18 protein-coding genes are annotated in these 21,406 nt (G+C 63.0%); 12 read left to right on the plus strand and 6 right to left on the minus strand.

The features are described 5' to 3' along the window. The first annotated feature begins 245 nt into the window (after positions 1 to 245). Together AC3FLX_RS00670 and AC3FLX_RS00675 are read left to right on the plus strand one after the other, a co-directional pair. Positions 246 to 944 (plus strand): hydrolase, encoded by a 699-nt coding sequence (locus tag AC3FLX_RS00670; protein WP_488693076.1) that lies wholly within the window; start codon positions 246 to 248, stop codon positions 942 to 944. Positions 945 to 2,011: 1,067 nt separating this feature from the next. Further along, a complete protein-coding gene (locus AC3FLX_RS00675; protein ID WP_488693077.1) occupies positions 2,012 to 3,616 on the plus strand; it encodes a phage integrase family protein in 1,605 nt (534 codons plus the stop codon). A 2-nt stretch (positions 3,617 to 3,618) separates the two neighbouring features. On the opposite strand, the gene AC3FLX_RS00680 is transcribed toward AC3FLX_RS00675, so the two are convergent. Together AC3FLX_RS00680 and AC3FLX_RS00685 are read right to left on the minus strand one after the other, a co-directional pair. Continuing rightward, entirely contained in the window at positions 3,619 to 4,635 is a 1,017-nt protein-coding gene (locus AC3FLX_RS00680; RefSeq protein WP_488693078.1) for a ParB/RepB/Spo0J family partition protein, read from the minus strand. 5 nt (positions 4,636 to 4,640) lie between these two features. Further along, the gene (locus tag AC3FLX_RS00685) at positions 4,641 to 5,297 is read right to left on the minus strand and encodes an AAA family ATPase (protein WP_066737651.1); all 657 of its coding nucleotides are present in this window, start codon (positions 5,295 to 5,297) and stop codon (positions 4,641 to 4,643) included. Between AC3FLX_RS00685 and AC3FLX_RS00690 the strand changes: the two genes are divergently transcribed. Together AC3FLX_RS00690 and AC3FLX_RS00695 are read left to right on the plus strand one after the other, a co-directional pair. Continuing rightward, positions 5,233 to 5,400, plus strand: coding sequence for a hypothetical protein (locus tag AC3FLX_RS00690; protein WP_488693726.1), 168 nt, complete (start codon positions 5,233 to 5,235; stop codon positions 5,398 to 5,400). The genes AC3FLX_RS00685 and AC3FLX_RS00690 overlap by 65 nt on opposite strands. Before the next feature lie 322 nt (positions 5,401 to 5,722). Next, entirely contained in the window at positions 5,723 to 5,926 is a 204-nt protein-coding gene (locus AC3FLX_RS00695) for a cold-shock protein (RefSeq protein ID WP_006159056.1), read from the plus strand. A 118-nt stretch (positions 5,927 to 6,044) separates the two neighbouring features. On the opposite strand, the gene AC3FLX_RS00700 is transcribed toward AC3FLX_RS00695, so the two are convergent. Together AC3FLX_RS00700 and AC3FLX_RS00705 are read right to left on the minus strand one after the other, a co-directional pair. After that, a complete protein-coding gene (locus AC3FLX_RS00700; RefSeq protein WP_488693079.1) occupies positions 6,045 to 7,139 on the minus strand; it encodes a replication protein RepA in 1,095 nt (364 codons plus the stop codon). Between the two features lie 1,654 nt (positions 7,140 to 8,793). After that, positions 8,794 to 8,997, minus strand: a complete 204-nt coding sequence (locus tag AC3FLX_RS00705) for a cold-shock protein (RefSeq protein ID WP_124685789.1) — start codon at positions 8,995 to 8,997, stop codon at positions 8,794 to 8,796. A gap of 312 nt (positions 8,998 to 9,309) precedes the next feature. Here AC3FLX_RS00705 and AC3FLX_RS00710 point away from each other — a divergent pair, with 312 nt between their 5' ends. From AC3FLX_RS00710 to AC3FLX_RS00720, 3 genes are all read left to right on the plus strand, one after another. Then, positions 9,310 to 10,683, plus strand: coding sequence for an NCS2 family permease (locus AC3FLX_RS00710; protein ID WP_488693080.1), 1,374 nt, complete (start codon positions 9,310 to 9,312; stop codon positions 10,681 to 10,683). Positions 10,684 to 11,304: 621 nt separating this feature from the next. Then, positions 11,305 to 11,778: a hypothetical protein gene (locus AC3FLX_RS00715; RefSeq protein ID WP_488693081.1), complete on the plus strand. Its 474-nt coding sequence runs from the start codon at positions 11,305 to 11,307 to the stop codon at positions 11,776 to 11,778. Positions 11,779 to 11,906: 128 nt separating this feature from the next. Next, positions 11,907 to 13,280: a sigma 54-interacting transcriptional regulator gene (locus AC3FLX_RS00720; protein ID WP_488693670.1), complete on the plus strand. Its 1,374-nt coding sequence runs from the start codon at positions 11,907 to 11,909 to the stop codon at positions 13,278 to 13,280. 171 nt (positions 13,281 to 13,451) lie between these two features. On the opposite strand, the gene AC3FLX_RS00725 is transcribed toward AC3FLX_RS00720, so the two are convergent. Together AC3FLX_RS00725 and AC3FLX_RS00730 are read right to left on the minus strand one after the other, a co-directional pair. Continuing rightward, positions 13,452 to 13,778 carry a hypothetical protein gene (locus AC3FLX_RS00725; protein ID WP_488693082.1) on the minus strand — a complete coding sequence of 109 codons (327 nt, stop codon included), beginning with the start codon at positions 13,776 to 13,778 and terminating at the stop codon, positions 13,452 to 13,454. An 816-nt stretch (positions 13,779 to 14,594) separates the two neighbouring features. Further along, positions 14,595 to 14,792: a hypothetical protein gene (locus tag AC3FLX_RS00730; protein WP_488693083.1), complete on the minus strand. Its 198-nt coding sequence runs from the start codon at positions 14,790 to 14,792 to the stop codon at positions 14,595 to 14,597. Positions 14,793 to 15,044: 252 nt separating this feature from the next. Between AC3FLX_RS00730 and AC3FLX_RS00735 the strand changes: the two genes are divergently transcribed. The 5 genes from AC3FLX_RS00735 to AC3FLX_RS00755 all read left to right on the plus strand — a co-directional run bounded on the left by AC3FLX_RS00735 (position 15,045) and on the right by AC3FLX_RS00755 (position 21,385). After that, the gene (locus AC3FLX_RS00735) at positions 15,045 to 16,040 is read left to right on the plus strand and encodes a YihY/virulence factor BrkB family protein (protein WP_488693084.1); all 996 of its coding nucleotides are present in this window, start codon (positions 15,045 to 15,047) and stop codon (positions 16,038 to 16,040) included. Between the two features lie 120 nt (positions 16,041 to 16,160). Next, positions 16,161 to 17,753, plus strand: coding sequence for a peptide chain release factor 3 (locus tag AC3FLX_RS00740; RefSeq protein WP_488693085.1), 1,593 nt, complete (start codon positions 16,161 to 16,163; stop codon positions 17,751 to 17,753). Between the two features lie 224 nt (positions 17,754 to 17,977). Then, positions 17,978 to 19,261, plus strand: a complete 1,284-nt coding sequence (locus AC3FLX_RS00745; RefSeq protein WP_488693086.1) for an MFS transporter — start codon at positions 17,978 to 17,980, stop codon at positions 19,259 to 19,261. A gap of 121 nt (positions 19,262 to 19,382) precedes the next feature. Beyond that, positions 19,383 to 20,279 carry a helix-turn-helix domain-containing protein gene (locus AC3FLX_RS00750; RefSeq protein WP_488693087.1) on the plus strand — a complete coding sequence of 299 codons (897 nt, stop codon included), beginning with the start codon at positions 19,383 to 19,385 and terminating at the stop codon, positions 20,277 to 20,279. A gap of 182 nt (positions 20,280 to 20,461) precedes the next feature. Next, positions 20,462 to 21,385, plus strand: coding sequence for a mechanosensitive ion channel family protein (locus AC3FLX_RS00755; RefSeq protein ID WP_488693088.1), 924 nt, complete (start codon positions 20,462 to 20,464; stop codon positions 21,383 to 21,385). Positions 21,386 to 21,406 lie beyond the last annotated feature (21 nt).

Consider the following 21,406-nt stretch of genomic DNA (forward strand, 5'->3'; position numbering starts at 1 on the left):
GCTCCTCGGTCGTGGGCGATCTGCCCGCTCGATTCTGACAGACGCCGGCCCTATCGACGACGCCGCTTCGCTATTTCAATAATTTTGAACAACTATGACAGCGATAGCCGACTTTCTCCGGGAAGGCGACCGCTATAGTTCTGCACATGGACAGCGCAGCAACGCAGCGAAGCAAACGAAGCGAAGCAGACGCCGCCCTGAATAACCTCAAACTTATTGAATCATTTTTTATACCGGAGAGCACCATGTCGAACGCCAAACTGCAAGTCCTGACCCCGCGCAACAGCCAACTGATCATCATCGATCATCAGCCCCAGATGGCCTTCGGCGTGCAGTCGATGGACCGCCAGACCATGAAGAACAATGTCGTGGGCCTGGCCAAGGCAGCGAAGATCTTCGACGTGCCCACCACCATCACCACCGTGGAAAGCGATTCGTTCTCCGGCTACACCTACCCCGAACTGCTCGACGTCTTCCCGGGCAAGGAAACGCTGGAACGTACCTCGATGAACTCCTGGGACGATCAGAAGGTGCGCGACTCGCTGGCCGCCAACGGCCGCAAGAAGATCGTCGTGGCCGGCCTGTGGACCGAAGTCTGCAACACCACGTTCGCACTGAGCGCCATGCTCGAAGGCGATTACGAGATCTACATGGTGGCCGACGCCTCCGGCGGCACCACCAAGGAAGCGCACGACTACGCCATGCAGCGCATGATCCAGGCCGGCGTGGTGCCGGTGACCTGGCAGCAGGTACTGCTGGAATGGCAACGTGACTGGAAGAACAAGGAAACGTACGACGCCGTGACGGGTCTGGCCAAGGAACACTCGGGCGCCTACGGCATGGGCATCGACTACGCCTACACGATGGTCCACAAGGCCGCGCAGCGCACCGCGACACCGCATGCGTCGATCGCTCCGGTGCATGCGCCGGTGATCGAGCACTGAATCACCGATCCGCTTCCGTAACCAACCGTAAGGGCGCGCGAGGACCACTGCATGTGGCGCTCGCGCGCCCAAGTTCTTTCCGCTTAATTTATTCGGTGGATTAGTAGTTGGGGTTCATCAGGCGAATGGAAAACTCATTCGACGAATGATGCCCGTTTGGCGAATGTCGGCACGCGATGCGCCACGCGCGACGCCTCTCGCCGCAAGCAGTCAAACGCGTATACCTCGTATACGTATACGCTCATCGCGCTTTTCGGCGTGCCTCGATTGCGCATCCGCGCGCGTGGCGAAGAGCATCGCAGCGACCCAAGCGTACTCACTGCTGCGTATGAAATTCCTTTTAAATCAATGCCGCAGAAACAGCACTGCATCAGGGAAATTTTCTCGGCCTGAGACGGTTTTTGCACACGATACGGACCCTCTGATCGTGTGCGGTCCAGGCGACGAAACCTACCCTCGCTGCGCTGGCCACGTTGAGCGAATCCACTGCCCGACAGCATCCACTTCTTCGATGGTATAGCTTTGCTGCATACGGGAAGAATGAGGGTGGTCGATTGCGAGGCGTCAACATTCGTTGGCTGGATTGTGGGCTGGGCTCGCTATCATTCAGTCGCGCTTTGGCTCACTGGCGCTATGCTCCAGGTGGGGCTGCAGGCCGTCTGAGGCCGCTCACGAGTCCCATCAGCCGCTGATGGGGCAGCCGCCGCCGGCCAGGCGGCACAACCGTGTGCCAGTCGTCTCCGCGCCTCCGGCGTTGATCTGATGCATATGAAGCCCCATGCGCGCCCTAATCACCAGCTGCGTCATCGGCAACACCGCACTAAGCCCCTGCTTTCCCATGTGCGCCCACTTGCATTAAAATAATTTGCATTGCATTTTAAGGTGCAGAATGCGCCGGTTCAGTTTGGAGACGGGAAGTTTCGGTTGCAAATCAGTCACTTAGGTGACGTTTGCGCACGTGCTGATGAACCGACCTTTTGGGTGATTCTTCGGGGATCTCGATGACGCGAGCCGCACTGCCCGGTATGTATAAATGATTAATAAAGCACATTCAAGGGAGCGCTGTTGTGGCGGATGATCGCGACACTCTGGCCGCGACCAAGCTGACCCGTACCGAATTTGCGGTGGTGCGCGCCTATGCACAGGGCATGCGCCCGGTGGAGATCGCCAACCGCTACCTGCTGGACCCGGACGACGACGACGAGCTGACCGAGCATCAGGCCGTGCAGCGCATTCTCGCGCTGCGCGACCGTCTGGTGCAGTTCGCCCTGCAGCACGACCGCCCGGACATCGCCGAGATGTTCGAGGCACTCCGTGGCCGGTCAGATACGGGCATGACGCGCCGCGTGGAGGCGCTGTCGTCGATCGAGCAACTGGGGCAGGGTCGTCCGCTGGCATCGCACCGTGTATCGCTGTGGTTTGGCCCCAATCTGGCCCGGCGGCTGATGGTTGCCGACGTCCATACCATCGCCGACCTTGTGAACCTGGCAAACCGTCATGGCACCAGCTGGTGGCGCCATGTGCCGCGCATTGGCCGCCAATCCTGCGAGACCATCGTTCGTTGGCTTGCCGCACAGCAGGCAGGGTTCGATATCAGGCTGCGGGAGTTCGTTCAGGTACCGTCCGATTTTGTGAATCGTAAATCACTTGAGGACGCAGCATTGGGTACGGGCATGCGGTTTCCGGTGCCGCTCGAATCGATGCGCGCGCCTGTCGGGACCAACATTGCCCAGGTAGAAATTGGCGAAGATCTAGGTACGGTCCGCGAGTGGCTGAAGGCCAGCGAATCCTCGCCGAACACCTGGAAGAGTTACCGGCGAGAAGCGGAACGAATTCTATTGTGGGCCGCCCGGCAGGGCCGATCGCTCCGATCTTTGGGTGCCGACGACTTGCGGACTTACGCGTCGTTTCTGGCCGATCCGCAACCGGCCGACTTCTGGTGCGGCCCGGCCGGCCGGCGTGACAGAGTCCATTGGCGACCGTTCGAGGGCCCGCTGCGTACCAGTTCCTGCGAGGCCGCGTTGCGCGTGGTGCGTGTGATTCTGGGCGTGGTGCGTCCCGATGACATCCCTCAGCGCACGCGGCGAGTCAATGTCCGCCCGGACAGGGATCGGGAGGCGCCGACCGATGACACCGCCACCCAAACCAAGACGGAGTTGTCGGCCACGCATCCGGCCGACCACCAGCTTGTCATTGCCCGATTCATCGAGTGGCTGGCCAGCGATACACCGTCGCCGCGCCAACGCGCGGCCCTCGCTGCGGCATTGCTGATTGCGCGGCACGGATTGCGCGTCGTCGAGTTGCCGACTATTTGTTTCGCGCAGATTGATGCAAATAACGATTCAGGACGGCTGGCTTGCCTTGCGAAGAGTGCGGCGCGCCGAGGGGATATCGAACTGGCCGCCGATGTCTGGCGGGCATTGACGGACCATTGGCGCGACCGCGGCCTGGACTGGCATGCCCAGGCACCGGGATGGAATCCCGACGCGGCGCTGCTGGCGCCTATTGATTTTCCGGATACGGAACGGGGCCGTGCCAAACGCGCGCTGGCGTCGGCAGGCTATTCAGCAAGTGGGCTGGACCGGCTGCTTCGGTCCAGCTGGCAGCGTTTTTCAGCGGCAAACGGCGACGTGCCCAGGACGTTCACGCCGCGCCAGTTGCGCATCGCCTGATCTCAGAGCAGCGTCTTATCGAGCCCGAACCGCGCCTTGAGTACCTCGAGCAGGTCCTCCCGCGCGTTGCGGTCCGTCAGTTGGACGTCGAGCATGATTCGGCCCGAATCCCATTCCTTGATCGTGCCGAGCAACTGCCCCGACTCCGTCCGGATCTTGTACTGGCGGCTGATTTCCTTGACCTTGCGTGACTTGCCTTCCTGGGCCTGCTTACGGATCGACTCGACCTCCCGGCTGGACAGTCCATCGTTCATGATGCGCGTGGCCAGTTCGCGGGTGCGATCTTCGCCGGCGATCTTGAAATACAGCGTCAGCTCATAGCCGGCGGCGATACCAATGGCGCTGGGCCGTTCGCGCATGACGCCAATAACTGACTCGGGCAGCTTCAGCAGCGCCAGCGTCTTGTTCACCGTCCCCGCCGACATCCCGGTCAGCTCGCAGATTTCCTCTTCCTTCAGGACCTTGCCTTCATCGAGCAGCTGGCGCCACGCAATCGCGTTGTCCAGTGCCGACTGATCCGAGCGCTGCTCGTTGAGCAAGAACGACAGCCGGTAGAAATCGAGGTCACTGAGGTTGTCCTCGATGAAGCATTCCATCTCCAGCTTGCCGGCCGACGCCAGGGCACGCTTGCGGTAGTGACCGTCGATGAGGATGTAATGCCCCGGCCGGGTCGGGTCGGGCGCGGCCAGGCCAGGCGTCTTCTGCCCATGCGTGGCGATGGATGCGGCGCGTTCCTGTACCACCGCCGGATCGTAGATGCGGCGCGCATTGAACGGGTTGTCGTGCAGCTGGGCAATGGGCACGCGAATCAGCTGGCGCCCATCGGGCGCGGACACCGCACTTTCAGCGCTGAAAGTGGCGGCCAACGCCCCGGCGCGTTGCGACTGGAGCAGCCCATTCGGATGTTCGGACAGCGCGGCCTCCGCACGTGCGAACCGGTCGATCGCATCGTTGCGGGTCTTCTCCGCTGCCATGCCGGCGAGCATGCCGGCCTTCAGGCTTTTCAATTTCGTTGCCATTCGTATTACTCAATCAGGGACAGGATTTCGTCGACCATCATGTCGACTTCCTGGATCGCCTCGCGCGCGCCTGGCACGCCGTGAACAGTACAGCCAATCGCCTGGCATTCGCGGAATGCCGAGCGCGAGCCGATCATCGAATTCAGCAGAGGCACATCGCCGTCGTCGCCAAGGATTTCGATGGCCTGGCGCGCGATGGATACCCGGCGTTGGACCATATTGGCCATTACGCGGATCTGCAGTGTCTCGTTCTGGACCTGGGCGTGCTGTGCCAGCGTCTTCGCGGCGACCGCGGCCCACAGATCGGGCGGCGAAGGCACGACCGGAATGATCGCCAGATCAGAGATCAGCAGCGCGCTCGAGGGTGCAGCCGAATGCACCGCAGGCGGGCAGTCGACAAGAATGTAGTCGTAGTCGTGAACGAACTTGCGGACCTCGCGGTGCATGGCACCACCTGAAGGCGCAAGACCGATAACGGACGCGGGGAAAGGCCTTTCGTCACTGGCCTGGGCCGCCCACCGAGTGGCCGTGCCCTGTTCGTCCATATCGACCAGCATCGAGCGAGCGCCGCGAAGGCCAAGTGTGCCAGCGAGATGCATGCTGACGGTGGTCTTGCCGCAGCCGCCCTTCTGGTTGAAAACGGTGATGATTTTTGCTGCCACTTGGGGCCTCACTTTCAGCGCTGAAAGCGCGAATGTTGGTGTCAATCAAGGCGAGACTTTAGCCAATCCAACATTCCGCTACAACCCATTTTCGAAAATTTAAATAATTGGAAACCTGCGCCATTGCGCTGTATCAGCATTCCGTCGGAGATACCCGCCGCGTCGCTGCCGAAAATGGAAGAAATATCGCTACATCAATCCTGCGGGATTCTTCTTCTTGAAAAGCGATGGGGAATCTGCCTAAAGTAAAGGCAGTGCGCATTACGCCGCACATGACACCGCAACACAATGTGGTTATGATGCCCGCTACAGTCGAGTCAAGTCGTTTCAACCTCGTTGACCTCCGTTCGGTATCTACGAGACCCCAGCGTGCTTGAACGGTTGTTTGCGTTGTGTAAACGAACTTGCTTCGAAAGGAATTTCTTATGGCAACCGGTACGGTCAAGTGGTTCAACGAGACCAAGGGTTTCGGCTTCATTACTCCAGACGACGGTGGTGCAGACCTGTTTGCCCACTTCTCGGAGATTCAGGGCTCGGGTTTCAAGACCCTGAAAGACGGCCAGCGCGTGACGTTTGAAGTCAAGCAAGGCCCGAAGGGCCTGCAGGCGTCCGCCATCAAGCCCGCCTGAGGCGAACCACTGCAGCATCCGGTCGTCAGTCTGATTGGCCGGTAAGCAAAAAGGGCAAGCATCGCGCTTGCCCTTTTTGCTTTTTGCCGCCGCGGCTGTGCCGGCAGCAGCATCCTTCTTACCCGAGCTTGCGTACGCTGGTACGGGACGGCTGCAGAATCAGCGCCTTGGAAGAATCCGCATCCACCTTGGCACCCGGATAGACCACCAGCACGTCCTTCAGTGCCTTGCGGAACAACGCCCGGAATTTCCGCTCGCTCTCGGTTTCGGTGCCGAACTGCATCTGCAGCGCTTCCCACGGGATTTCCGTGCGGCGCTGGATCGTGAAGAAACGGTAAGTCAGCCAGGAATACACATCGAGCGCAAATGGCGACTGCTTTAGCGCCTTCAGCGCGCGCATATCCACCGGTACGGGGCGATTCACCAGTTCGTTGAAGAACGGCTCGGACAGCACCACAAAGCTCTCGAACATCGAGCCCTGGCCCGGCTGCATCGGATCCCACCAGGTCGACAACTGATCGGCTAGCAGATAGCCAACGCGGTCGATCGACAGCGGCTCGTGATTCGGCACCTGGTTCGGGACCGGAATCGACTTGTTCTGCACGATGGCGATCGTGGCCGAGAACAGACGGATCATCTGTTGCCGCACCAGCGTCATCGTGCCGCGCTTGCCCCCGGTGGCCATCGGGATGCCGAGGTTGTACATGAACTCGGACAGCGAATTGCCCAGCGATATGCGGCGGTCTTCGACCGTGCCCGTGAACTCGCCCCGCTTCTTCTTGGCCATGATTTCCTTGCCAATCCAGGCAAGCATCAGGCGCGGATAAGAGCCGTAAGGGTAGCCTAGTGACACCGTCTCGGAGACGAGCTTCTGACGGCCGTTGGAGGCGCGTTCCGAACGCTGCTGCGTGAAGTACCCAGGCTGGATCATCAGCGAGATATTGCCGCTGGTTCGCGTCCAGACGGGCGGCGCGCCTTTAGGCGCGCGGTACGGAAGCGTCACCTGCACGCTGGCGCGGCTCAGAAAGCCAACTTCACCGCTTTGCCAGGCGTCCTCGCGTTCCATCGCCTGAGCTTCATCGAACAGACGCTGGAACTTCTCGGAAGGCACTACGACGTTCTCGTTGCCAGGAACGATGATGCGGGACGGTTCTCTGTCCGCTTCCAGGACTGAGCGTTCTCCCTCGGAGGCCATTGAGCGTTTGATCGACATATTGGTGGGCTTCGGATTACCCGCCTTTGTACGCGATCGCGTATACGTTGTCACGCAGAAACGGGTACGTATACGCGATTGTGTGTCTGCCGTCGTTTTTATCGCTGTTGGGAGCCGTGACCCTTGCCAACAGCGTTTCTTGCAAGCCCGCTGTTCTGCATTGCCGGGTATCCGGCGATTGGCAGGATGGCAGGCACACGGTGGGCAACCCAGCAGGGTTGTCCACGGTTGGCTGCTCATCCACTACAAGTAAACGATACCGATACGGGTTAACTACTCGTAAACCGTATACGGAGCGCCAAGCCCATTGATTCAGAAGCGCTTTTTTGCCCTCTCCGTACCCGATTCTGCGCGGTTCCGTACTCGTTTCTGCGTCAGCCCGAACCCGATTCTGCGGTAAACCGAACCCGTTTCAGCGGAAACCGCGAACCAGAATCAGCGGGGATAACCTACTGATCCCACAGGCTTTTCCACAGCGGAACGACGAAAAAGCGTACCCGTTTCTGCGCAGCTCGATGGGTGCGTACCCTCTAGGCGCCTGTGCGAGGCCTGTGCCAGGCATGTCTGCCCGCTTATCCACGCAGAATCGGGTACGGAATTCCCCGAATGCCGGCCCGGCTGCGCGCAAAGCGTACCCAAATCTGCGGGGCGGGCCCCAGAAAGCGTACCCAATTCTGCGCTACCACGCTTGAGGGTGCCGAAACCAGCATGTCGAACCCATTTCTGCGGCGTACCCAAATCTGCGATGACTCGGGTACGGCCTCGAGCTCGCGCAAAGCGTACCCAATTCTGCGAGGCATCAAGGCGTCGCGTGATGGCAAAGCGTACCTACTTCTGCGTAGATGAACGGGGCGCGGTTGACGTCCGTATCGATCTCCCCGCTCAATTTCGCTACGTATACGTAAAGCTAGTCCCCACTCTCATCGAAACCGTTGTCGCTGGGCCTTGCGCGTCGCGTACCCGTTTCTGCGGGGTAGCTACGTATACATCCAGCGGGGGCCTATCGCGAGAGTGCCTGCGTATACGTGTCCCGTACCCGTTTCTGCGGGCAGGCGAAGTCCTAAAGCGTACCCATTTCTGCGCCGCCGATCTGGGTCGCTACCGCATACGTGAGATTGATTCGCCAAGTACCCGTTTCTGCGGGGATAACCGATGTGCTCAAACAAGAGGCGGGATAACCGTGCGCGTAAACCGCCGACTCAGGCACTTCTCCGCCAAAAGCGTACCCATTTCTGCGTCGCACAAAGACCGTTGCAAGAAAGTCAAAGTCGAGCGCCCGATCGACCTCCAGGTGCCGAGCGTACCCAATTCTGCGGCGCAGCAGCGGGCGAGCGTACCCGTTTCTGCGCAAGCTACGGGCCGTCGAAGGCGAATACCGTACCCATTTCTGCGTCCCTCCAAACAGGTGGCGGGATCGCAACAAAGCGCTGGCGCGTGAGCGGACGTTGTACGGAAGCGGAAAACAGGGGCGGACCAGGAGCGGTGGTCGAACGACGGAATCGAAGGGCGGGGAGAGTGAGGCGTAAAGCCCCAAGGCCCCAAGGCCCCGTACGGCGCCATATCTGGTACGGATCGCGCAGGCGAAAAAAAACCCGCCGGTTAGGGCGGGTTTTCGTGGCGTCGACGCGTGCCGGAGCACGCGTGCTGCCGGGTCTTAGATCGGCGTGATGTTGGCCGCTTGCAGACCCTTCGGGCCGTTCTTCACTTCGAACGACACGCGCTGGTTTTCTTGCAGCGACTTGAAGCCCTCAACGCGAACTTCCGAGAAGTGCGCGAACAGGTCGTCACCGCCGGCGTCCGGCTTGATAAAGCCAAAGCCCTTGGCGTCGTTGAACCACTTGACGATACCGGTTTGCATGGTATTGCTTTCCAAAAAAAGAAAAAAGAAACCGATGGTGCTCACACCACCGTACTGCGAGAACTCAAGGAAAGGACACCATGGACAACCGAAGTACCAAGACGGTGGCTAACGAATGAACTGTTGCCTCGTCGCTTGAATCTGGCCGAGATTTATACGGGGGATTGGCGCCGACGTCAAGGCAGGGAAATCCCCGGCCAGACTGGATGCACCCGCGGGCTTGTGGGATGATCCGGCCTTTTCCGACTTGTCGAGTCAACACGGCACACAGCAACGTGCGCCGCAAGCGCCGCCCAAGAACCTGGAGACCCCATGTCCACGCCCGATCAGCCCCCTTCGCCCAGTAGCAACCCAGAGCCTGCCGTGACGGCGGCGCCGCCTTCGGCGAGCCTCGTCGAACGTATCTTCCGCCTGCGCGAGCACGGTACCGATGTGCGAACCGAAGTGCTCGCCGGCGTCACCACGTTCCTGACGATGGCGTACATCATCTTCGTGAACCCGAGCATCCTGGGCGATGCAGGTGTGCCGAAGGACGCCGTCTTCGTCGCCACGTGCCTGGCCGCCGCGCTCGGTACGCTGATTATGGGCTTCTATGCCAACTACCCGATCGCTATGGCGCCGGGTATGGGACTGAACGCCTATTTTGCGTACACCGTGGTCAAGGGTATGGGCCTGCCGTGGCAAGCGGCGCTGGGCGCGGTATTTATCTCGGGCTGCCTGTTCCTGGTGGTGACGCTGTTCCGCGTGCGCGAAGCCATCGTCAAGGGCATTCCGCAGGCCATCCGGGGTGCCATCACCGCCGGCATCGGACTATTCCTGGCCATCATCGCGCTGCACAGCGCCGGCATCATCACGGGCAACCCGGCCACGCTGGTGACCATCGGTGACCTGCATCAGCCACCGGCCGTGCTGGCCATCATCGGATTCTTCGCCATCGTGGCCCTGGACCGCCTTAAGGTGAAGGGCGCCATCCTGATCGGTATTCTGCTGACCACGGTGCTGAGCTTTATATTTGCGGGCAATCAGTTCCACGGCGTGGTGTCCGCCCCGCCGTCGATCTCGCCGACGCTGTTCAAGCTCGATATCTCCGCGGCCCTGTCCATCGGCATCGTCAATGTCGTGCTGGTGTTCTTTCTGGTCGAACTGTTCGATGCCACCGGTACGCTGATGGGGGTCGCCAACCGCGCGGGCTTGCTGAAAGCCGGCAAGATGGACCGCCTGAACAAGGCGCTGATGGCCGACAGTACCGCCATCATGGCGGGATCGCTGCTGGGCACGTCGTCCACTACCGCCTATATCGAAAGCGCATCGGGCGTGCAGGCGGGCGGTCGCACCGGATTGACCGCCGTCACCGTGGCCGTGCTGTTCCTGGCGTGTCTGTTTATCTCCCCGCTGGCCGGCACCGTGCCCGCCTACGCCACTGCGCCGGCGCTGCTGTACGTGTCGTGCCTGATGTTGCGCGAGCTGGTCGATATCGACTGGAGCGACGTCACCGAAGTCGTGCCCGCCGTGCTGACCGCACTGGGCATGCCGTTCACGTACTCGGTGGCCAACGGCGTCGCCTTCGGCTTCATCTCGTACGCGGTACTCAAACTGCTGACGGGGCGCGCCAAGGATGTGCCGCTGATGGCCTGGATCATTGCGGCGGTCTTCCTCTTCAAGTTCTACTATCTGCCCGGTCACTAACTGACTGATGGACGGCGAAACAGTCTCATGAAACAACAGGGGGATGGCAGCACAGCCATCCCTTTTTTCATGATGCGGGCTGCGTCAGACATTCAAAATGAAAACGATGACATCCGACGCTGGCAGTGTATGAAGGCGTACCCGTTTCTGCGTATGAAACGGATGTCCGCCCGGTGCACGGCGTACCCGTTTCTGCGGCGAGTGTAAGGACTCATTTACCTAGCAAGCAATGCCAAAAGCCCCTTTCAAGCCTCATACAAAAGTATGAGACTTGGCTGAAGGCCAACATTCCGGGCTGGACAAAAGGGGTGAAATGCACTGAACTAGAGGCGTGGCAAAAATTTGAGGGGCGCGTGAGAGCGCCCTTTGTTGACTCCGGGTTTAACGCGCCGTCCCTACAACCGATCGGACGTGCGCAACCGACTCACGGCCAGGCCCGCCAGTAGTGATAGAAGGAGGCCAGCCGACAACGAGACCGTCCGTAACAGGGCGGCTTCGCCACCACGAAAAGAGTGCGCGGCATACATGCGCACCAGACAAAGACAGCTCAAATCCAGAACAGAGAAAGTGGTAACCGCGAACGTGTAGTGCCGGGGGATGTTGTTCAACGGGGAACAAATCATGATCGCAGGAGAAATCCGGCGTCCCGCCATCGGGCCCATGAACCAGCCCGGCAGCCAGCCGGCGCATGGTGACTGGGCAGCCCTGGGAGAAGCCTCAGAAGAAATCGCACGGCACGAAGGGGGCGATAAAGGGCACGAAGACTACGCCATTGCAGATGTTGCCTTGGTGCTCGCTGAAGACCACGACGTCTCGCCGCGTACGCGTGCCGCCGTGGAGGGCCTGTTGCAGCGCCACCGCCTGCTGGCCGACGAACTCCATCGACAGCGCCAGTTGCTGCAGGAATGGATCCTTAGCCAGCTCACCTACAAGGCGCTGTACTACCAGTATTCGGGCCAGAATCCGGAAGCGCCGAGCATCGAGTTGATGCGTGAGAAAGACATGGTGCGCCGACGTATCCGCGACGAGCTTCACGTGGGCGCCGACCAAGCCGAGGTGCCCGAAGATCCTTTGCGCAGTTTGTCCAGACCGTGATCCACCAGACGTTGCGCGCGGGCAAGCCCGCGCAGCCGGCGGAACTCGAGCGGGCCCAGTGGCCCGTGGCCGCACGCGCGGCCGGTACCGCCACAACCAACAAGAAGCCCAACGTCAGGGAGAACGTCATGGACCGACTGTGCAAGGCGCCGGCACGCACCGCACAGATCGTGCTCGTGTCGCGTTATGAAGATTTTGGTTTCAGCGCGAACCAGTTTGGTTCGGGCTGGGAGATCCGGCGGGTGCAACAGGTGAGAGACCTGGAGCGCACGGTGCGCGGCAGCGCGCCGATGGCCGGCATCATCGATCTGCAGGCCCCGTACACCGATGCCGAGCTGACGCAGCTCGAACAGGGTCTCCAGCATCTACATGTAATGTGGGTGGCGATCACGTCCACGGGCATGCTCGAAGACGAGCGTGTGCGCCGGCTGATCCGCGACTACTGCGTGGACTACGTGCGCACGCCGTTCTCGTTCGATGAGCTGCTTTACACGCTCAAGCACGCGCATGGCATGGCGTGCCTGCACGGCGCCCGCATGCCGGAGCAGGCAACGCGCGGGCCGATGATCGGTGAATGCCAGGTCATGCGCGCGATGTTCCGATCGCTGGCCAAGGTGGCCCACAACGATGCGCCGGTATTCATCTCGGGCGAATCGGGCACGGGCAAGGAGCTTGCCGCGCAGGCCATCCATGAATCGTCGAGCCGCCGCAAGGGACCGTTCGTCGCCATCAACTGCGGCGCCATCCCGTCGCACCTGGTGCAGTCCGAACTGTTCGGTTATGAGAAAGGCGCGTTCACCGGTGCCAACCAGCGCAAGATCGGCTGGATCGAGCAGGCGCAGGGCGGCACGTTGTTCCTTGACGAAATCGGCGACCTGCCGCTCGAAAGCCAGGTGGCGCTGTTGCGATTCCTGCAGCAGGGCACCATCACGCGCCTGGGCGGTCATCAGTCGATTCCGCTGGACCTGCGCATCATTTCGGCCACGCACGTGGACCTGGTTGCCGCGCAGGGCGACGGCCGGTTCCGCTCCGACCTGTTCCACCGGTTATGCGTGCTGACGCTGACGATCCCACCGCTGCGCGACCGCGGCGAGGACATCCTGCTGCTGGCCAACGCGGTGCTGGCCGAGCACGGGCACGAAGCGCATCGGCGCATCCGCGGGTTCTCGTCATGTGCCACGCAGGGCATGATGCAATACCCGTGGCCGGGCAACGTGCGGGAGCTGATCAACCGCGTGCGGCGGGCCATTGTGATGACCGACAACCGGAAGATCACCGCGGAAGACCTGCAGCTGCATGGCGGCGTGGAAGTCCCGCGCAAGACGCTCGACGCCATCCGGGAAGAAGCCGAGCGCGAAGCCATCCGCACGGTGATGGCCAGCCACGGTTTCCACGTGGTACCGGCCGCGCGCGAACTCAACGTCTCGCGCGTGACGCTGTACCGGCTGATGCACAAGCACAATATCCGCGTGGATCTGCAGCCGGGAGCACCGGGCGACTAGTCGTTCGTCACAGGGGATATCACTGAAGAAGCGCCACGGCCAGTGCTGTGGCGCCAAGGGGGATCCGGCGACGTCCGCTCGCCGGATCCCCTTCGTCCTTCTGCCCGGACAGCGGCGCGAAGGCTGGCGCGGCTTGGCCCGCGCAAAATCTGCTGATCGACTCCCTTACCCTTAGCTCATGCTGACCTTGCCGCGCCGCCCGCGCGGCGGTGTGCTGTCATCGTGTAGCTGCCGTCCGGGCGCCACATCGTGCGGATCGGTGACGTTGTCGCGCGCCTGGCGCTCGGCGGGTTGCGCCGTGGCCGGGTCCTGCTTGTATCGCACGTCACCCCACGTCCAGCCAAAGGCGCGCACATAGATATCGTTGCTGACGGCCGCGTGACTGTTCAGGTTGACGTCTTCAGGCCGGTCGAAATAGGCATAGTTGCCAGCAAGCGCCGGCGTGGCCGCGGTTGAGAGCAAGGCCAGCGCGATGGCGGCGAAGACTCTGGCGTACATGGGTGGCTCCCTCCCTGCTTGAAAAAAGGTGCCCGCCGGGGGACGGAGCACGTAAACCGGTTTAGGTCCGGGCGCGCCAAAAAGCAACGGGCGCTTACCCGAAACTTGTTTCACGTCTGCCGCGGCCGCAAAAAATCAGCAGCCGGGATGCCCGTTGCGCTGCCTGCTGGCAGGCGCGGCCACGCCCCGCTGGGCGGCGGCACAAAAGGTCGTCACAGGACGCGCGGCAAGGCGTGGAGACGGAAGCAGGGGCGGCGACAGCAGCTCCCTGACGGACGGAGGTGGGCCGGCAAGCCGATAGGCGCGCCGGCGCGCCGTCATTCGCGCTGGTGGATGACGCATGGCAGAGTCTTCTCCTGCGTTCTGACTATCTTGTTCTTGGACTCGTACTTCTCCCGGTAGGCTATAGAGCGACAAGTGTGCCAATCCCATGCAAACGCTTGTTTTACAAGGATTACAGGAAGGGTGGGCGCTGTATGACAGGCGCTATGGCGCGCGCGCGGCAGCAATCGGTTACGTCGTTGTAACCGCAAGCGGACGCAAGGCCCCGTAGAGCGGTCCACCGTGAAACGCCGCGCGCCTGCGTACCGGCGGCCAGCGCGCAGATTAGGGGTTTATGAAGTGGGAAGGGGCAGCCATCCGGTGCGCGAAACAAACACCCGTGTCTGCTTTTTCAGGGGACTTCGGCCATCCGGCCGTGCTGGCGTAGCACGTCGGACGTCATGACGTCCGCCCTCCGGGCCGCTCGTGCATCCGGTTGCAGCACTGAAACCGGCGCGGTCCGCAGAAACGGGTACGGCCGGGACGATGCCGACGCTAGCGCGGTGCGGCCTGCGCGCCGGAGGCGGCGGTTGCCGCGGGCGACGCCGGGCCATTGCCCGAGATCGGTTTCGGGCCAGGTCCCGGGGGCTGGTTGCGTTCGCAGCCTGACAGCATGGCCAGGCAGAGCGCCAGGCAGGCGGAGAGCGAGGCCGCGCGCGCGGCATGGCGCCGGCCATTCAAGGTGAGGATCACGTATGGCTCCTGTTCTGAGCGGACGGGCACGTACCCTGCGGTGCGGGTCCGGCATGTGTGCCTTGATCAACTGTAGCAGGCGCCGTGCGCACTGTCGGCCAAGCGAACTATGATGAACGCACGCATGAGCGAATGCATGACCGTATGCATCAGACGCCGGCCGACAGACAGGATCGGCCACGCCAGCCAGACTGTGCCGACGCCGTGAACCCGCCTCGGCCCGACGCCAGCCCACTTTAGGACGCCCCCGGCATGCCCTCAGAACACGTGCCCGAGAATTCCGATCCATCGCCCCCGCGTCCGCAGCGCGGCCGCTGGCTGCCCGACCGTCATACCGGCGCCCGTACGGTACGCGTGGTGTCGGCGGCCATTGTGTCGTGGTTCGAGCACCGCGCGGCCAGCAAAGGGGCGGCGCTGTCGTTCTACATGCTGTTCTCGATGGCACCGATCCTGGTGCTGGTGATTTCGATCGCCGGGCTGTTCTTTGGCGCCGAGGCCGCGCGCGGCGAGATATTCACGCAGTTGAACGGGCTGGTGGGCGAGCAGGGCGCCGCGGCGATCCAGGGCATCCTGGCCGCCACGCACCGGGCCGGCGGGAGCGGCGTTGCGGCGATGATCGCGTTCGGCATCCTGATCGTCGGCGCCACGAGCGCGTTCGCGGAACTCAAGAGCAGTCTTGACGATATCTGGCATGCGCCGCCGCCGCTCGGCGCTGGATGGAAGAAGCTGCTGCGCGCGCGGCTGCTGTCTTTCAGCATCGTGCTGGCGCTGGCATTCATGCTGCTGGTGTCGCTGGTCGTCAACGCGGCGCTGGCCGTCATCAACCGGTTCTGGGGCCAGCTCTGGACGGCGTCCTGGTTCGCGCCGGTGGCCGATGTGATTTCCACCGCCTTTTCATTTGTCGTGGTGACCGCGCTGTTCGCCACGATCTTCAAGATGCTGCCCAATGTGCGGATCGCGTGGAAGGACGTGCTGATGGGGTCCATCATCACGGCGCTGCTTTTTGCCGTTGGCAAGCGGCTGATCGGCGTCTACCTGGGCAACAGCGCCGTGGCGTCGTCCTATGGGGCGGCCGGTTCGGTGGTGGCGCTGATGCTGTGGGTGTATTACTCGGCACAGATCTTCTTCTTTGGCGCCGAGCTGACGCGGCAGTACGCGCTGCAGTTCGGCAGTCTGCGCGGGCGTGATCCGGCGCGGGAAAACCTTGCCACGCCAGCGCATGCCCCAGCCGGGACCGCGAACCGGTAAAATAGCGCCCCAATCCGATCCCGGGATGCGTCCCGGGCTGCTTCCCTGGCCTTTCCGCCTCGCCGTCACCGGCGCCAGCGCTGTGCCGAGGGCCATTGCCTCTACCCGATTCCAAAAGCCGTGAGTTCGCTCGTTTCCGAAATTGCGCGTCGTCGCACGTTTGCCATCATTTCCCACCCGGATGCGGGTAAGACCACGCTGACCGAAAAGCTGCTCTGGTTCGGCGGCGCCATCCAGGTTGCCGGCGAAGTGCGCGCGCGCAAGGCAGACCGCCACGCCACGTCCGACTGGATGGAACTGGAAAAGCAGCGCGGCATCTCGGTGACGTCGTCGGTGATGCAGTTCCCGTATCAGTCGCGCGCGGACCAGGCCGAGAACATCGTGAACCTGCTCGATACGCCGGGCCACGAGGACTTCTCCGAAGACACATACCGCACGCTCACCGCCGTTGATTCGGCCGTGATGGTGATCGACTCGGTCAACGGCGTGGAAGCGCAGACCATCAAGCTGCTGAATGTCTGCCGCCTGCGCGACACCCCGATTCTCACGTTCATCAACAAGCTCGACCGCGAGGGCCGCTCGCCGATCGAACTGCTCGATGAAATCGAGGACGTGCTCAAGATCCAGTGCGCGCCGATGACCTGGCCGATCGGCATGGGCAAGGCGTTCCGCGGCGTGTACCACATGATCGACGACAAGGTGCAGCTGTTCGACCCGAAGGGCGAAAAGGGTACCGCCGCCATTCTCGACGGGCTGGACAACCCCGAACTCGACCGCATCCTGGGTTCGCAGGCCGACGAGCTGCGTATGGAGATCGAACTGGTGCGCGGCGCGTCGCACACGTTCGACAAGGACGCCTTCCTGGGCGGCAAGCAGACGCCGGTGTACTTCGGCTCGGCGATCAACAACTTCGGCGTGCAGTCGCTGCTGGGCGCGCTGTGCGAGCTGTCGCCGCCTCCGCTGGCGCGCCAGACCGAGACGCGCACCGTGGAGCCGCAGGAAGGCAAGTTCAGCGGCTTCGTGTTCAAGATCCAGGCCAACATGGACCCGCGCCACCGTGACCGCATCGCGTTCGTGCGCGTGTGCTCGGGCCGTTTCGATCGCGGCATGAAGCTGCTGCATGTGTCGCAGGGTAAGACCGTCGCCATCAACAACGCCATCACGTTCATGGCGCAAGACCGCAACACCACCGAGGAAGCCTTCGCCGGCGACATCATCGGCGTGCCCAACCACGGCACGATCCGCCTGGGCGATGTCTTCACCGAAGGCGAGCCGCTGCGCTTCACCGGCATTCCGTCGTTCGCCCCGGAGTTCTTCCGCCGCGCACGCCTGAATAACCCGCTGAAGGTCAAGCAGTTGCAGAAGGGCCTGCAACAGCTGGCCGAAGAGGGCGCCACGCAGATGTTCCGTCCGCTGATGTCGAACGAGCTGGTGCTCGGTGCCGTCGGCATGCTGCAGTTCGACGTCGTGGCTCACCGCCTGGAGCACGAATATGGCGTGGATGCGATCTTCGAGTCGCACGAGTGCGCCACGGCCCGCTGGCTCAAGGGCGACCCGGCCGAGATCGAGAAGCTGATCGACAAGAACGGGCACAACGTGGCGGTGGATGGTGCCGGCGACCATGTCTACCTGGCGCCCAGCATGGTCAACCTGCGCCTGACGCAAGAGCGCTTCCCGAACATCCGCTTCCTGGAAACGCGCGAAATCGCTTGATCCTTGCCGTGTGGCGCCCCTCTCCCGCTCGGGCGAGGGGTAGGGCATGCGCGCGGATCAAATCGCGCGCAAGGCGCCCGGCAGATCCTCGCTGCCCGCCCCATTGTGTCCTTCCCGATACAGAGATGCCCGGCACGTTGGCGCTGACTCGGCTAGAATCGTGAGCTTTGTACGCGATTGCGTACATTGCCTGTCTCCTGCGTCCTCAGGGCGCTTCCAGCCTCATGTCCAACGCCCCCGCGCTGCCGGCCGACGAGCCGGCTACCGTCTTCCGTGACCCCGCCTTCCGGCATTTCTGGTTTGCCCGGCTCTGCACGACCATCGGCTACCAGATCTTCACCGTGGCGGTGGGCTGGCAGATGTATGACCTGACGCGCGATCCGTTCATGCTCGGGATGGTCGGCCTGGTGCAGTTCCTGCCGTCCATCGTGTTGTTGCTGATGTCCGGCCATGTGGCGGACCGCTTCGATCGCCGGATCATCGTGCGCACCTGCCAGATGCTGGAGGCCGTCATCGCTGCCTCGATGGCCGTGGCTAGCTTTTCCGGATGGGTCACCAGCGAGCACATTTTCTTCTTCGTGGCCGCGATCGGCGGCTGCCGCGCGTTCGAAACGCCCACGCTTCAGGCGCTGCTGCCCAGCGTTGTCACGCCGCGCCAGTTGCCGCGTGCCGTGGCGCTGGCCAGCTCCGCCGCGCAGACGGCCATCATCATCGGCCCGGCACTGGGCGGGTTTGCCTATGTGGCCGGCGCGGGCGTGGTCTACACGATCAGTGCCGTGCTGTTCGCCATCGCGGCGGGGCTCGTGTTCACGCTCAAGCTGCGCCAGGCCGCGCAACGCCTGACGGCCCCCGTCAGCATCAAGACGCTGTTCGCAGGGTTCGCCTATATCCGCGGCCATCAGGTGCTGCTGGGCGCGGTGTCGCTGGACCTGTTCGCGGTGCTGCTGGGCGGCGCCACGGCCCTGCTGCCCATCTATGCGCGCGACATCCTGCACACCGGCCCGTGGGGCCTGGGGCTGCTGCGGTCGTCGCCGGCCATTGGCGCGCTGGTGACGGCGCTCTGGCTGGCCCGCCATCCGCTGAACCGCCGCGTGGGCCGCGTGATGTTCGGCGCGGTGGCCATCTTTGGCGTGGCCACGATGGTGTTCGGTGTGTCGACGTGGCTGCCGTTGTCGATGGCCGCGCTGGTGGTGCTGGGCGCCTCCGACATGATCAGCGTCGTGGTGCGCCAGACACTGGTGCAACTCGATACCCCCGACGACATGCGCGGCCGCGTGGGCGCGGTCAACTCGGTATTTATCGGCGCGTCAAACCAGCTTGGTGAGTTCGAATCGGGGGTGACGGCTGCGTTGCTGGGACCAGTTGGCGCGGTGTTGCTGGGCGGCGCCGGCACGATATTGGTCGTGGCGGCGTGGATGAAGCTGTTCCCGATGCTGACCAACCGAGACCGCCTGCACGACCATCCTGCCGAGCCAAAAGCGCAGCAAGGCGCGGCCCCCGCACGCTGACGCAGCGGGCGCGAAGACGAGCAAGGGCGGCCCGGCCGCCCTTTTTCGATGGCAAAGCGTACCCGTTTCTGCGTCGAGTCGCTCCTTCGCGCGGCCACTCGGATTGGGATAGAGTCACACCATGTCAGACCCCCGCCAGCCGCTCAGCGACAACGCCGTGTTCTCCGCGCTCGCGCAATCGCGTGCATCGCTCGAACGCGCCTGCGTGCTCGGCGATGGCCTGGGCCTCGCCCTATGGCGCAACCGGCACGATGACACCGCCTACGCACGGCCGGGCCATCACACGATGTCGGTCTACCTGGAGGGTGGCTATTCCACGTTCCGCCGCGATGTGCCGGATCGCAAGGGAGGCCCGGACCGTCTTTGCATTCTGCCGGCCGGGCACGAGTCCGCTTGGCACGTGGGTGGCACGCAGCGCTTTCTGCATCTCTATTTCCAGCCCGATCACCTGGCGTGGCATTGCGTGCGCGTGCTCGATACCGAGCCTCGGGCGCTGCATTTGCAGGATCGTCTCTTTGCCGAGGATACGAAGCTTGTTGCGCTCTCGCGCCGGCTGGTGGCATTGGACTGGCAGAACCCCGACAGCCGCATGATAGGTAATGCGATGGCGCACGAGGCCGTGACGCACCTGCTGCTCTCGCACGGCGCGCGCAAGGCGTCGACGGACTGGCGCGGCGGGCTGTCGGTCCAGGCGCGGCGCCGGGTGGCCGACTGGATTCAGGCCCATCCAGCGGAAAACCCGACGCTGGGTACGCTGGCTGCGTTGGCCGGTCTGTCTGAATTCCACTTCGCGCGGATGTTCCGTGTTTCGTTTGGCATGGCGCCGCATGCCTGGGTCATGCGCACGCGGCTAGAGCGTGGGCGTGCCCTGCTGGACGATGGCCGGTTGTCACTACAGCAGGTGGCCAGCCGCGCCGGGTTTGCCTCGCCCAGCCATTTCAGCAACCGGTTTCGCGCGGCTTATGGCGTGACGCCGGGCCAATGGCGGACGGCTGCAGGAATTTCAGGCGAGTTGTAAATCCTGCACGTGCCGGGCTGCTTATGGCGTCGGCGGCACAATCGGCAGCGGCGAAGGGCGCACACCGGCCAGCCCTTGCGCGGTCGCGCCTCACGCAGAAACAGGTACGCTTTTGCCTCGGCGGTGCGGGTTGCTGGCACGTCCTTCGCAAGTGTCGCGGGTTTGACACCCGGAGCCGACGCATGGACCTGAACCTGATCGATCACGCCAAGCTGGAAGCTACCTGGGCCTATCTGACCCAGTTCGCCATCAGCCAGGGTTTGAACTGCCTGGCTGCGCTGATAATCCTGATCATTGGATGGTGGCTGTCCGCCCGCGCCGCCAGAGCGCTGCGCCAGACGCTGCAGCACACGCACGTCGACGACACGCTTCGGCCGATGCTGGCCAGCATCGGCCAGTGGGTGATTCGCGTGCTGACCGTGGTGCTGGTGCTGTCGCAGTTCGGTGTACAGACCGCCAGCATCATCGCCATGCTCGGCGCCGCGGGGCTGGCAATCGGCCTGGCGCTGCAGGGCACGCTGCAGAACATCGCCGCGGGCATCATGCTGGTGTTGCTGCGGCCGTTCCGCGTTGGCCAGTACATCGATGCGCAAGGCGTGGCGGGTACGGTGCGGGAAACGGGGCTATTCATGACGGAGCTGCAGACGTTCGACGGCGTCTGCCTGCGCGTGCCCAACGGCAAGATCTGGGGCAGCCCGATCATGAACTACAGCGAGAATCCCACGCGCCGCATGGACATGGAGGTCACCGTGACCTTCGACAGCCCGATCCAGGCCGGCCTCGACGCGCTGGCCGCTATGCTCGACAGCGAAAAGCGACTGCTGTCCGAACCGAAGCGCGAAGTCATGGTGGTGCGCTACACCGACCGTGGTGTGACGCTGAACGCGCGCTACTGGACGTCGAACGACAACTTCTGGGCCGTGCAGTTTGCGTTGTACGCCAGGTTGAAGGCGACGGTCGAGGGGGCCAACTGCCGCATCGCCGTGCCGGTGCAGGAGGTGCATGTGCCGGAGACGGACCAGGCGGAAACGGCTGAAACAGGCCAGGGCGATGGGCGTCGCGATACCTACCCGGGCAGGCCGTCGGGGGCGGGACGGCCAAATTGAGGCACGCAGAAACAGGTACGC

This window comes from Cupriavidus sp. 291-E7, from assembly GCF_057798835.1.